Source organism: Corynebacterium evansiae, from assembly GCF_027570065.1.
Classification (GTDB): domain Bacteria; phylum Actinomycetota; class Actinomycetes; order Mycobacteriales; family Mycobacteriaceae; genus Corynebacterium; species Corynebacterium evansiae.
In genome coordinates this window covers 36,793-48,953 of record NZ_JAKMUT010000001.1, presented here as the reverse complement: position 1 = coordinate 48,953, position 12,161 = coordinate 36,793, and the positions used below count along the sequence as shown (strand labels likewise).

General features: G+C 64.1%; 11 protein-coding genes. 7 read left to right on the top strand and 4 right to left on the bottom strand.

The window, feature by feature from the left end; genetic code table 11:
- Nucleotides 1-3: 3 nt before the first annotated feature.
- The 3 genes from L8V00_RS00205 to L8V00_RS00195 are packed head-to-tail and all read left to right on the top strand — an operon-like array spanning nucleotide 4 to nucleotide 1,542.
- Nucleotides 4-861 (top strand): Na+/H+ antiporter subunit E, encoded by an 858-nt coding sequence (locus tag L8V00_RS00205; protein WP_269943890.1) that lies wholly within the window; start codon nucleotides 4-6, stop codon nucleotides 859-861.
- Nucleotides 862-1,140, top strand: coding sequence for a monovalent cation/H+ antiporter complex subunit F (locus tag L8V00_RS00200; protein WP_011274270.1), 279 nt, complete (start codon nucleotides 862-864; stop codon nucleotides 1,138-1,140). It begins immediately after the preceding gene.
- The gene (locus L8V00_RS00195; protein WP_011274271.1) at nucleotides 1,141-1,542 is read left to right on the top strand and encodes a Na+/H+ antiporter subunit G; all 402 of its coding nucleotides are present in this window, start codon (nucleotides 1,141-1,143) and stop codon (nucleotides 1,540-1,542) included. It abuts the gene before it with no gap.
- A gap of 70 nt (nucleotides 1,543-1,612) precedes the next feature.
- On the opposite strand, the gene L8V00_RS00190 is transcribed toward L8V00_RS00195, so the two are convergent.
- Both L8V00_RS00190 and L8V00_RS00185 read right to left on the bottom strand, forming a co-directional pair.
- Nucleotides 1,613-2,038 carry an organic hydroperoxide resistance protein gene (locus tag L8V00_RS00190; RefSeq protein WP_269943889.1) on the bottom strand — a complete coding sequence of 142 codons (426 nt, stop codon included), beginning with the start codon at nucleotides 2,036-2,038 and terminating at the stop codon, nucleotides 1,613-1,615.
- Between the two features lie 114 nt (nucleotides 2,039-2,152).
- Nucleotides 2,153-3,784, bottom strand: coding sequence for a catalase (locus tag L8V00_RS00185; protein WP_269943888.1), 1,632 nt, complete (start codon nucleotides 3,782-3,784; stop codon nucleotides 2,153-2,155).
- An 81-nt stretch (nucleotides 3,785-3,865) separates the two neighbouring features.
- On the opposite strand from L8V00_RS00185, the gene L8V00_RS00180 reads away from it, so the two are divergent.
- Both L8V00_RS00180 and L8V00_RS00175 read left to right on the top strand, forming a co-directional pair.
- Entirely contained in the window at nucleotides 3,866-4,483 is a 618-nt protein-coding gene (locus L8V00_RS00180) for an RNA polymerase sigma factor (protein ID WP_269943887.1), read from the top strand.
- A gap of 67 nt (nucleotides 4,484-4,550) precedes the next feature.
- A complete protein-coding gene (locus L8V00_RS00175) occupies nucleotides 4,551-5,825 on the top strand; it encodes a ferrochelatase (RefSeq protein ID WP_269943886.1) in 1,275 nt (424 codons plus the stop codon).
- Nucleotides 5,826-5,940: 115 nt separating this feature from the next.
- Here the strand turns inward: L8V00_RS00175 and L8V00_RS00170 are convergent, their stop codons facing one another.
- Complete coding sequence (locus L8V00_RS00170) at nucleotides 5,941-6,999, bottom strand: aspartate-semialdehyde dehydrogenase (RefSeq protein ID WP_070487767.1); 1,059 nt, start codon at nucleotides 6,997-6,999, stop codon at nucleotides 5,941-5,943.
- A 38-nt stretch (nucleotides 7,000-7,037) separates the two neighbouring features.
- Nucleotides 7,038-8,303, bottom strand: a complete 1,266-nt coding sequence (locus L8V00_RS00165) for an aspartate kinase (protein WP_035002878.1) — start codon at nucleotides 8,301-8,303, stop codon at nucleotides 7,038-7,040.
- Between the two features lie 318 nt (nucleotides 8,304-8,621).
- Here L8V00_RS00165 and L8V00_RS00160 point away from each other — a divergent pair, with 318 nt between their 5' ends.
- Entirely contained in the window at nucleotides 8,622-9,542 is a 921-nt protein-coding gene (locus L8V00_RS00160) for a DMT family transporter (protein ID WP_269943885.1), read from the top strand.
- Nucleotides 9,543-9,654: 112 nt separating this feature from the next.
- Nucleotides 9,655-12,126, top strand: coding sequence for an Ig-like domain-containing protein (locus tag L8V00_RS00155; protein ID WP_269943884.1), 2,472 nt, complete (start codon nucleotides 9,655-9,657; stop codon nucleotides 12,124-12,126).
- Nucleotides 12,127-12,161: the final 35 nt, after the last annotated feature.

Sequence of the window (12,161 nt, the reverse complement as noted above, 5' to 3'; positions counted from 1 at the left end):
GCCATGGCAAAGTTCAGTATTGTCCAAGCAGTGAAGTCCACCGGCCACGCGCTGAAGTACGCCGCCTGGCTGGTCGGGCAGATCATCAAGGAGTCGGTCGTCATGGCGACCGATACCCTCGGCACCGGCCGCAACATCGCGCCGGTGGTGATCTACTACCCGCTGCGCGTGACCAGCGAGCGGGACATCGCGGCCCTCATCGCCTCGATCACCATGACCCCCGGCACGCTGTCCCTGGGCGTGACCGGCCCGAAGGAGGTCGACTACGACGCAGCCGCCGGCGAGCGCAGCTCTAAGGATGCCTTCGCCGTGGCCCGCTCGGAGTTCAACACCCACGGCCTGGACCACGTCCAGCGCTTCCTCGCGGTACACGCCATGTACGGCGCGGACCCGGAAGAACTCCTGGCCAGCCTGGCGGACATGGAGGAGCACCTCGCCCCGTCGGTGAAGGATAAGCCGCTGCACTTCGACGTGCAGTACCTGGTGGAGAAGGGCCGCCCAGGCCCGCGTGGCTTCCGCGGTTCGCGCGGTGGCCGCGCATCCGACGAGACGGTCTTCGACGTGGAGAAGGTGGATTCCACCCCGCACGCCGCCGCTTTCGTCGCCGCGATCCTGCAGTCCGACGAGGAGGAGAAGAACCCCTCCGACGTGCGCGACATGGATCGCAAGGAGCGCTACGAGATCGCCCGCCGAAACGCCGAGCGCGCCAAGGCTCGGATCTCCAATGCAACCCCCGATATTGATACTTTCCGCGGGGACAACCTGGGGGCGTCCAAACCCGACCAGGAAGGCCGCACCAAACCGGGAGAGACCTTGTACGACCCGTTGTATCCGAAGAACAACCCGAAGGAAGGCAAGTAGATGGAGCCCAGGGACCTACTAAATATCCTGGTGGGCATCGCCGCCGCCATTGTTGTTGTCGCGCTGTTTACGGTGCTGTGGCGCGCTGTTTCTACGCATAATGACGCCCGCCGCGCCGTCCTTTCCGACATGGTGTTTATGGCGATGGCCGGCCTGTTTTTGTGTTATTCGATCTTCCACCGCACGGCGATCACCTATGAGGTCGCACTGTTCGCCGGCCTGTTCGGCGCGCTGTCGACGATCGCTTATGCCCGCATCATTTCTCGAGGGAGGCGCTAAATGTCCACAACAATCCTCGCCGCCGCCGGCGAAATGGTCGAGTTCAGCGAGCCGGGTTGGCTCGGCGCGATTACCGCGGGTGTGCTCGCCATTCTCGGGGCGATCTTCATCTTTGTTTCTGCCCGCGCGATGTACCTTGCTCCGGACGCCCTCAGTCAGGTCAACATGGTCGGTCCAGCTGTCGGCGTGGGGCTTCCCCTGCTGATCAGCGCCAACCTGGTTTACTCCTGGTCGACGGAAGGGTTTGTGCTGGGCGAGTTGATCCGCGCGATCGTCGCCATCACTGCGCTGCTGGTGATCGGCGCCGTCGGTTCATACGTGATGGGCCGCGCGCTGCATGCGACGCACTGGGATCACACCGTGCCGTTGTCCGGTGGTCAGAAGGCGAAGGAGCCCAAGTAGCGCCAATAGAAAACGAGTCCGCCCCCACTTCCTTGGTGGGGGCGGACTCGTTTCTGCTTTAGCAGCGGAACTAGCCGACGACGGCGACGGCCTCAACGTCGATCTCGCCGCGCATTGCCTTGGAATAGGGGCAGAATGCGTGAGCATCCGCAACCAGCTCGTCGGCCTTGGCCTGATCCACGCCGAAGACGGTGGCGGTGATCTTCGCGGACAGGTGGAAGCCCTCCGGAACCTTGTTCAGGGTGGTCTCGACGGCGACCTCCGGGGACTGGCTCATGTCCACGCCAGCCTCCTTGATGGTCTTCTGCAGGGCGCCGTTGAAGCAGGCGGCCCAGCCTGCAGAGACCAGCTGCTCCGGGTTCGTGCCCTCGCCGGAGCCTCCCAGTGCCTGCGGCGGGCGAACGTCCAGGTCGATCTGGCGGTCGTCGGTGGCGACGTGGCCATCGCGGCCGCCACCGGTAGAAAGTGCCTTTGCTGTGTACAGTGCGTCGCTCATGAGTGAACCAATCCTTTCGCCAAAACTGTCGTTGGTCGTCGTTAGTTGCTGTTTGATTCGTTGCGGCGCCCAGCCTACGCGAACCGGTGGGCGCCGCGCTGCGGCCAGTGGCGGCTACTTGCCGGTGAAGATTTCCTTCACCCGGTCGCGCAGGTTCTCGTCGACCTTGCCCCAGTAGGTCCAGCACTGCTCAGCCACCTGGTCAGACACACCGTCCATCGCGCCTGCGATGTTGTTTGCCAGGCGCTCCCGGGCGGCGTCATCCAGAACCTCGCGCACCAGCTGACCCGCCTGGATGAAGTCGTCGTCCTCCGGGTGGCGGACATAAGCTCCACGGGTCAGGTCGGTGCCGTGCAGATCGTCGAACAGACCCAGCTCCTCAGCGGCGGTCACGGCGGATTCCTGGCCACGGCCGAAGCCGTACTGGGACTCACCGGCGGCCACGCCCTGCTCGACGGCACCGGAGCCGTCGTTGACGTCGTTTGTGCCCTCGCCGCGCTCGAAGCGATTCGGGGAGTACACCGGGGTGCCGGCCGGCGGGAACTCCTGGTTACCCGCGCCGTCCTTGGCGGTGTAGTAGTTTTTCTCCGCCACGACGGAACGGTTGGAAGGCAGCTGGTGGAAATTCACGCCCAGGCGGTAACGCTGCGTATCGGCGTAGGCGAAGGCACGAGCCAACAGCATCTTGTCCGGAGACAGCCCAATGCCCGGCACCAGGTTCGATGGTGCGAAGGCGGCCTGCTCGATCTGGGCAAAGAAGTTCTGCGGGTTCTCGTTCAGCGTGAAGTGGCCGACCGGAATCAGCGGGTAATCCTTCTGCGACCAGGTCTTCGTCAGGTCAAACGGGTTCCAGCGGTAATCTTCCGCCTCGGCGACAGGCATGATCTGCACCTTCACATCCCACGTCGGGTAATCGCCGCGTTCGATGGCGTCATAAAGATCCTGGCGGGAGGAATCGAAGTTGCCGGAAGCAACGACCTTGGCGGCTTCCTCGTCGGTGTAGAAGTCCCAGCCCTGGCGGGTCTTGAAGTGGTACTTCACCCAGAAACGCTCGCCGGCGGCGTTGATCCACTGGTAGGTGTGGGAGCCGAAGCCGTCCATGTGGCGGAAGTCCGTCGGGATGCCGCGGTCGCCCATCAGGTAGGTCACCTGGTGCGCGGTCTCCGGGGAGCGGGTCCAGAAATCCCACTGCATGTCCGCGGAACGCAGGCCGGAATCCGCCAGGCGCTTCTGAGAACGGATGAAGTCCGGGAACTTAATGCCGTCGCGCAGGAAGAACACCGGGGTGTTGTTGCCCACGATGTCGTAGTTGCCCTGCTGAGTGTAGAACTTCAGCGAGAATCCGCGCACGTCGCGCACCGCATCGGGGAAGCCCTGCTCGCCCGCGACGGTGGAGAAGCGGGCCAGCATCGGAGTCACGCGCCCCGGCTGGAACAGATCCGCCTTGGTGTACTTGGAAACGTCCTCGGTGATGGTCAGCTCACCGAAGGCGCCGGAGCCCTTAGCGTGCACGTTGCGCTCCGGGATGCGCTCGCGGTTGAAGTGTGCGTGCTTTTCCACCAGGTGCACATCGGAAAGCAGCAGCGGCCCCTGCTGACCCACGGTCGCGGAGTGCTCCTCGGTGCTGACCGGGGAACCGTTCACGTTCGTCGACGCCCCGGAGTAGGGGCACACGCCGCGGGAGGCGACGTCCTTGGCCGTGGTGATTGGGTCGTTATTGGTGCCGTCGTTATTCGTAGCAGTCATGGGTACCTCCAGATACCTAATAGCTTTGGCTATGCAATCCACCTTGCCAGAATTTCCGCACCCGCGTGCTAGGCTTTGTCCATGACCAGCCAGGTGACCAGCAGTCAGGCGCACGATGCCGCTGTGACCGACCTCGCCCTGCGCGCCGCCAGCGGCGACCGCCAGGCGTTGACAGAATTCATTTCCGCCACGCACGACGACGTGTGGCGCCTGCTGGCTCACCTGGCCGATACTGACCGCGCGGACGACCTCACGCAGGAGACCTACCTGCGCGTTTTGAGCGCCCTGCCGCGCTTCGCCGCCCGCTCCACGGCCCGCACTTGGATCCTCTCCCTCGCCCGCCGCGTGTGGGTCGATAGCGTACGCCACGATATGGCCCGCCCCCGCAGTTCCGCCACGGAGATTGAGGACGCCACCAGCGCCACCCCCGCTGCCGAAACCACTGGCGGGCAGAGCTGGGCCGAGTGGGTGGACACTCGCGCTCTCATCGACCAGCTGGAGGCGGAACGCCGCGAGGCTCTGATCCTCACGCAGGTGCTGGGCTACACCTACGCCGAGGCCGCGAAGATCGCCAACGTCCGCGTGGGCACGATCCGCTCCCGCGTTGCCCGCGCCCGCGCCGACCTGGTTGAGATGGCTGGCGAGGGACGAGGTGGCGTCACAAAGAAGAACAACAAGCGCCGCTTCGGCGTAGCCTAACCCGGGTACAGCCACGCGCCGCGGCGCGTTTAAGGAACCACAGGGCCAACGGGCTAGGCTGATAAACATGAGCACGAGCGCTAACACTCCCTCCATTGCCCCCGATTCCGCCCTCCTGTTGCTGTCTTTCGGCGGCCCGGAGAAGGCCGAGGACGTGGTCCCCTTCCTGGAGAACGTCACGCGCGGCCGCGGTATCCCCCGCGAACGTTTGGAGAAGGTCGGCGAGCATTACTTTGCGCTCGGCGGCCGCTCCCCCATCAACGACCAAAACAAGCAGCTGATCCGCAATATCGAGGCTGAGCTTGCCCGGCGCGACATCGACCTGCCCGTGTACTTCGGCAACCGCAACTGGGAGCCCTACGTCGAGGATGCGCTGCAGCAGATGTCCCGCGACGGCATCCGCCATGTGTACGTCTTCGCCACCAGCGCGTGGGGCGGTTACTCGGGTTGCTCGCAGTATCAGGAGGATCTGCGCCGTGCCATCGCTGCCTGCGAGGAGACCGGCCTGGAGGCCCCGAAGGTGGAGCGCCTGCCGCAGTTCCACCGCCACCCAACGTTCATCGCGGAGTTCGCCCGAGCCGTGGATACGGCACGCGAGCAGCTGCGCGCCGCGCACGGCGAGGAGACCGCCGCGCAGGCCGACCTGGTTTTCACGGCGCATTCGGTGCCGACGGTGGCGGATAAGGCTGCGGGCCCGCACAAGTTCGGCGGGAATCTGTACTCCCAGCAGGTGCTGGATGCCTCGCGTTTGATCCAGCAGGCCAGTAGCTTCGCTAACACCCCTGGTAGTGGCGCGGATTACGGCTGGACTGGCCGGCTTTCCCGCCACGAAAACGTGGGAGGCCGTGGGGATGGGCCTGCGCACACGGGTGAGACTGTGGGTGTGGATGTGGGTACCGGCACCGACCTGGACGTCGAGCTGGTGTGGCAGTCGCGCTCGGGTTCGCCGCATGTGCCGTGGCTGGAGCCGGACGTGTGCGACCACATCGAGGCACGTGCGGAGTCCGGCAATAAGCGCGCAATTGTGCTGTGCCCGGTCGGCTTCATCACCGACCACATGGAGGTCAAGTGGGATCTGGATACGGAGGCCCGCGATGCCGCAGCAAAGGCGGGCATCCCCTTCGTGCGCGTTGCCACCCCGGGTTTGACCGCCGGTTTCGCGGGGATGGTGGTTGATCTTGTTGTTGGTAGTGACGCCCCCAGCGCCAACCTCTCTGAAGATCAGCAGGCCGCGCGCGATTTGGCGGCGAAGGTGGTCGGCGAGCTGGCGACGGTTCCGGACTTCGGCCGCACGTTCAACGGCAAGCCGTGTGCGCCGGGGTGCTGCGGTAGCGAGGCCTAGCGGCGGAGAGCTGGGGCTGGCGGCCCGGTCGGTCGCACGGGGCGCTGGCGTACCGCGGCGCAGCGCTAGACACCGCGACCGCCGTTTGGCTCGGGCGCGGTGCAGCAGGGTGCGGTTAGACCAGCAGCTCCGCGATCTGGATGGTGTTCAGAGCGGCACCCTTGCGCAGGTTATCGCCCGCGACGACCAGCACCAGGCCGCGGTTTCCGTCGACGGTCTGATCCTGGCGGATGCGGCCGACCAGGCTCTCGTCGATGCCCGTGGCAGCCAGCGGGGTGGGCACGTCCACGACCTTCACGCCCGGGGTTTCGGCCAGCAGCTTGCGGGCGGTGTCCGGGGTGATTTCGCGGTCGAATTCCGCGTGGATGGTCATGGTGTGGCCGGTGAAGACAGGCACACGCACGCAGGTGCCGGCAACGCGCAGCTCGGGGATTCCCAGGATCTTGCGGGATTCGTTGCGCAGCTTCTGCTCTTCGTCGGTCTCCTCGGAGCCGTCGTCCACCAGGTTGCCGGCCAGCGGCAGGGCGTTGAAGGCGATGGGCTCCACGTAGGGACCCAGGTCTCCGGCCTTGAGGGCGGAGCCGTCGTGCACCAGCTTGCGCAGCCCCTCGTCGTCAATGGTGTTCTCGGTGGCGACCAGGTTGTCCAGCACCTGGCGCACCAGCGCGTCCACGCCGGCCAGCCCGGAGCCGGAAACGGCCTGGTAGGAGCTGACGTGCATCTGCTTCAGGCCCGCCGCCTTGTGCAGTGCACCCATGACAGGCATGGCGGCCATGGTGGTGCAGTTCGGGTTGGCGATGATGCCCTTGGGCGGGTTCTTGACGTCCTGCGGGTTCACCTCGGAGACGACCAGCGGGACTTCCGGGTCCTTACGGAAGGCCGAGGAGTTGTCCACGACGATCGCGCCGGCCTCGGCGAAGCGCGGGGAGTGCTCGCGGGAGGTTCCGCCGCCTGCGGAGAACAGCGCGATGTCGATGCCGCGTAGGTCCTCGGTGGCGGTGGCTGCGACGTCCTCGATGACGATCTGCTCGCCGCGGAATTCCAGCTCCTTACCCGCGGAGCGGGAGGAGGCGAAGAATCGTACCTTGTCCGCCGGGAAGTTCCGCTCGACGAGGATGTCGCGCATAACGCGACCGACTTGGCCGGTGGCTCCGACGACAGCGATGGTGGTCATTCGGGGATCTACCTCTTCTATCTGCTTAAGCTGCTGTTTTAGCGTCCCGTCCCAGCGTACACGGTGGCTTCTTCGTCGCCGCCCAGCTGGAAGCGGTCGTGGATGGCGCGCACGGCCTTATCCACGTCGGTGTCGCGGATCAGTACGGAGATGCGGATCTCGGAGGTACTGATCAGTTCGATGTTCACGCCCGCGTCACGTAGCGCCTCGCAGAAGTCGGCGGTCACGCCGGGGTGGGACTTCATGCCCGCGCCGACCAGGGAGACCTTGCCCACGTGGTCGTCGAAGATAAGGTCCTGCCAGTCGTTCTGTTCCTTAATCCCCTTCAGCAGTTGCATTGCGCGGGTGGCGTCGGTACGCGGGCAGGTGAAGGTGATGTCGGTGCGGTTGTTGTCGATCTTGCTGATGTTCTGCACAACCATGTCGATGTTGATCTCAGCGTCGGCGACGGCGCGGAAGACCTTCGCTGCCTCCCCGGGAGAGTCCGGGATGCCGAGAACGGCGATCTTGGCCTCGGAGCGGTCGTGTGCCACGCCGGTGAGTACTGCTTCTTCCATGGGAATATCCTCCATTGATCCAGAGACGAGGGTGCCGATGTCGGTGCTATACGAGGAGCGGACACGCAGGGGCACGTCGAACGCGCGGGCGTATTCCACGCTGCGCAGCATCAGCACCTTCGCGCCGACGGCTGCCATCTCCAGCATTTCTTCGAAAGAGATCGTGTCGAGCTTTTGAGCGTCCGGCACGATGCGCGGGTCCGCGGTGTACACGCCGTCGACGTCAGAATAGATCTCGCACACGTCGGCGTTAAGCGCCGCAGCCAGGGCGACTGCGGTAGCATCTGAGCCGCCGCGTCCAAGTGTGGTCACGTCGCGCGTTTCGCGGTTCACGCCTTGGAAGCCTGCGACGAGGCAGATTTTCCCTTCGTCCAGAGCTTCCTGCACGCGGCCGGGGGTGACATCCACGATGCGCGCATTGCCGTGCCGTTCGGTAGTCAGCACGCCTGCCTGCGATCCGGTGAAGGACTGCGCCTCCGCGCCGAAGGAGGCGATAGCCATGGCCACCAGTGCGTTGGAGATGCGCTCACCGGCGGTCAGCAGCATATCCATCTCGCGCGCGGGCGGCACGGGGTTTACCTGCTCAGCGAGTTCCAGCAGGTCATCGGTGGTGTCTCCCATTGCGGAGCAGACGACGACCACGTCGTTGCCCTGCTTTTTGGTTTCCACGATTCGCTCGGCTACGCGCCGGATCCTCTCCGCGCTTTCCAGCGAGGAGCCGCCGTATTTCTGAACGATGAGCGCCACTGGTTGTTGCCACCTTCCGGGTCTAGTCTTAATCAAACTTTAGACTACTTTGTCTGTTTCCCTGGGGCTAGGGTTCGCGTAACTCTTTTTTACTTTATGACGCCACCTCTTCAGCAAACCACATGCGTCACATACGTAACACGCGCGTCGCGGACTAATACCCGGTGCAGCCTCCGGCGTCCGATAAAGTACCCAGGGTACGAAGCGCACAAAATGACGCATCAACGTAAGCGGTCAGCGCGCCCACCCGGCGCGGCACAGTGTGACTAGCCAAGAAGTAGACGAACCAACAAGACGCCAAAGAGGTGAGGGGGCACGATGCTCGAAAACAACGCTCTCGCAGTTGTTTTCGCGCTAGGATCCGCGCTCACCATCGCCTGGGGGACGGTGGTGCGCCACCGCATCGCCGTCGCCTCCGGAGAGAACCGCAGCGGCGCCATCTGGGATGCCATCAAGCAGCCAATGTGGTGGGTCGGCGTGGCCAGCGCCCTGTTCGGATACCTCCTGCAGATCGTGGCACTGGCATTCGGAACGCTGCTGGTGGTGCAGCCGATCCTCGTACTCTCCCTGATGTTCACACTGCCACTGTCGGCGAAATACGACGGGCGGCGAATATCGGCGTCCGAAACAGCATGGGCAGGGCTTTTGACGGCCGCAGTGGCCATCCTCGTTGTGCGTGGCAATCCGGCGCCTGGGCACCGCGAGCCAGACCTGAGCGTGTGGCTAGTGTGCCTGAGCATCGGCGCAGTGATCCTGCTGGCGTTCTTTGTGTATGCGCTGGAGCAGGCAGCCGCGCTGCGCGCGTTGGTGCTGGGGTCCATCACCGGCGCGATCATGGGATATGTCGCCGTGCTTTCGAAAGCCGTGGTGGATATTTTCCGCGATTTCGGGATGGCCGCGCTGCTGGCCTCCTGGGAGCTGTGGACTTTGATCGCCTTCGCGGCGATCGGCACGGCGGTGCAGCAGGCCTCATTTAACGCCGGGCCACTGAAGAACTCCTTGCCCGCGATGACAGTGGTGGAGCCACTTGTGGCGTTCGTTCTGGGCTACATCGTACTGGGCGAGAAGTTCCAGATTGACGGCTGGGAGTACGCCTACATGGCAACCGCCATTGCAGTGATGACGATCTCGACGGTGATTCTGAGCCGCAAGTCGATCGACGAAGGCGGCAGCGCTGAGGCACCCACTGAGACAGCCCCAGCCGCAGGCGCGGGCGTATCCAAGCATCAAATCAACTGATCAAATCTCATCCTATTGACAGTTTTCAGTTAGCTCTGCTTAACTACCCTCTAAGTTTTCAGCACCCTGCAGAAAGCCTCTACTCACCTTTCTAGAACTCATAAGGAGTGGGATGAAAAAGATCATCTCCACGACCGCCGTGCTTGGACTAGTCACGGGCGGTCTGCTCTTAACCTCTGCCGCATCCACTGCCGAGACCACCAGCGCCGGTATCTCACTCAGCTGCCAAGCAACCCCTTCCACAAGCCTGGCGGGGCCACAGGAATTCAGCACAGAAAATGTCACCGTCAACATTGATGCCCCAAAGAGTGTCCGGATCGGCGAGGAGTTCCGCACCGCATTCTCCATCGACCCGGTAGAGGTCGAACTGCCGGCACTTCCGATGGGCGCAAAGATGGAGAGCGCGAGCCGGTTGAAGCTGGATCTCGCTCTGCCGGCAGGCGTGGAGTTCCTCGGCGCGGATATCGACGACTCGAAGTCCAACTTGAAGGGCATGAAGGTCATCCAGGTGGATGATGCGGGTCGCCCCAGCGCCACCGGCCAGTTCCTCCGCGTAACCAGTGCAGACAATGCCACCATCGGCAATGGCCCGAACTCTGCCCGCAACCGCGAGGGCGGAATCAAGTACACGATGAATGGCTCCAAGATCGATCTACGCTTCCCTGAGATCACACTTCGCCTCAAGGCGAAGACCGCTGGGGAAAAGTCGCTGGGAGTGCGCGCCCAGGGCGCGGCGGGCACCTTCGCTAGGGACGAGAACTTCCTGACGATGCTGGGCAAGGTATCCGCTCCGCTGGTCGGCACCATCTGGGCTCCGGTGCAGTGCTCGCCCCGCGCGAACAGTAAGGCTCCGCTGGACCCTCGGGCCTCCAAGCTGGCGAGCGTCAACGTCGCTGAGGCTTCCGAGGTGGCTCTGAACCTCGAGGCCAGCGGCACTCCGGTAGCTGGTAAGCCCACCGAACTGACCGCAAGCCTCGAGCCAGCCGCTGAGGGAACCGTGGAGTTCACCTCCGGCGGCCTGAAGGCAAGCGCTCCGGTGGTTGATGGCAAGGCCACCGCAGAGCTGACGTTCCCAACCACGGGCGAGCACGAGGTCATGGCACGCTTCCAGCCGAAGAATGCCGGCGAGTTCAAGGAGGCTTCGGCCACCACTACCGTGACAGTCGAAGGCCAGGACGCTGGCCTGAGCGTCGAGGCTCCTGAAAATGCTCCGGCACGTTCGCGCGTAGAGGTGAAGGCCACCGTGGCGGAGAGCGCCGAGGGTTCGGTTCGCTTCCGTTTGGGTGATGCGACGGCGACGACGAAGGTAGACGCTGGGGCCGCCACCGCTGAGCTGCCCACCGGTTCGACCCCTGGGGAACAGCAGATCACCGCGGAGTTCACCCCCGCCCCGCGCAGTGCATTCGCAGCGGGTACGGCGAGCGCACCGATCACGATCGATGCCGTCACCGGCACGACGATCGAGCTTGGCGCGGACCACACCGGCCCGGTTCGCCCCGGGCAGCCGGTAAGCATTAACGCCACCGTCACCCCTGCAGAGAACACGGAGCAGGCCGAAGGCAAGGTTGAGTTCCTCATCGATGGCGAGCGGATCACCCGCACGCTGGAAGAGCACCGCGCGACCGTGGAGTTCACCCCAGACCGTGCTGGCGAGTTCCGGGTGGAGGCCAAGTTCATTCCGGCGGATGAGACCCAAACCCCGGCCGAGGATGTGTTGACTGTACAGGTGCAGGGCGCCCCAGAGACCCAGCTTGAGGTCAACGCGCCGACGGACGTCCAGCCGCTGGTTGAGGTGCCAACCACCGTAACCGTTGACCCGGCTGCGGCTGGCACCGTGACTGCCGTGATTGACGGACGCCGTACTTCCGCAGAGGTTCAGGAAGGCGCAGGAACCGTCACTCTGCCACTGGTGTTCCCCCGCGAGGGAGACTTCGAAGTCCCTGTCACCTTCGCCCCTGCGAACCCGGCTGACGCGCAGCGCGCGGAAACCACAATCAACGTCAAGGTCGCTGCGCCTGCAGTAAGTAGCGTCGATATCGCTCTCACCGGCCCCAATACCGCCGAAAAGGGCGAGAAGACGAACTACACTGCGACTCTCACTCCAGATGCAGGTGACCGTCACGGCGTGACGGGCTTCCTCGAGGTCCTTATCGATGGCAAGAAGGTCACCAAGGACGGCGAGCCGATCCGTATCCCAGTCGTTGAAGGCATCGCAGAGTTTGACGTGCTGTGGAATCGCGCCGGCGCCCAAGAACTCACCGCGGTGTTCCACAACACCGAAGGCAAGGAAGTCTCCCGCACCGCAACAACCGTGACTGTGGCGGGCGGCGCCGACAAGCCAGGTGAGACCGATAAGCCGGGCGACAATGACAAGCCTGACGAGGACACTCCGGACAAGACTGGCAATTCCAGCGGTAGCTCTAACGGCAGCTCCAACAGTGTTGCGCCGAGCGGCTCCAACGCCACGGCGACTAAGCCCTTCGCTCCGCTGGTCGAGTTCTTCCGCATGTTGTGGGAGTGGCTGACTTCACTGTTCTCCGGTGGTGGCTCCTCTACTGGTAGCTCCACCGCGCCCCGCAACTAATTCCTTCCCACCTCTTACTCCCACAAGGACTGTTC

Coding starts and splice junctions, on each gene's coding strand:
- L8V00_RS00205 (WP_269943890.1), top strand. CDS start 4: ATGGCAAAGTTCAGTATTGTCCAAGCAGTGAAGTCCACCGGCCACGCG.
- L8V00_RS00200 (WP_011274270.1), top strand. CDS start 862: ATGGAGCCCAGGGACCTACTAAATATCCTGGTGGGCATCGCCGCCGCC.
- L8V00_RS00195 (WP_011274271.1), top strand. CDS start 1,141: ATGTCCACAACAATCCTCGCCGCCGCCGGCGAAATGGTCGAGTTCAGC.
- L8V00_RS00190 (WP_269943889.1), bottom strand. CDS start 2,038: ATGAGCGACGCACTGTACACAGCAAAGGCACTTTCTACCGGTGGCGGC.
- L8V00_RS00185 (WP_269943888.1), bottom strand. CDS start 3,784: ATGACTGCTACGAATAACGACGGCACCAATAACGACCCAATCACCACG.
- L8V00_RS00180 (WP_269943887.1), top strand. CDS start 3,866: ATGACCAGCCAGGTGACCAGCAGTCAGGCGCACGATGCCGCTGTGACC.
- L8V00_RS00175 (WP_269943886.1), top strand. CDS start 4,551: ATGAGCACGAGCGCTAACACTCCCTCCATTGCCCCCGATTCCGCCCTC.
- L8V00_RS00170 (WP_070487767.1), bottom strand. CDS start 6,999: ATGACCACCATCGCTGTCGTCGGAGCCACCGGCCAAGTCGGTCGCGTT.
- L8V00_RS00160 (WP_269943885.1), top strand. CDS start 8,622: ATGCTCGAAAACAACGCTCTCGCAGTTGTTTTCGCGCTAGGATCCGCG.
- L8V00_RS00155 (WP_269943884.1), top strand. CDS start 9,655: ATGAAAAAGATCATCTCCACGACCGCCGTGCTTGGACTAGTCACGGGC.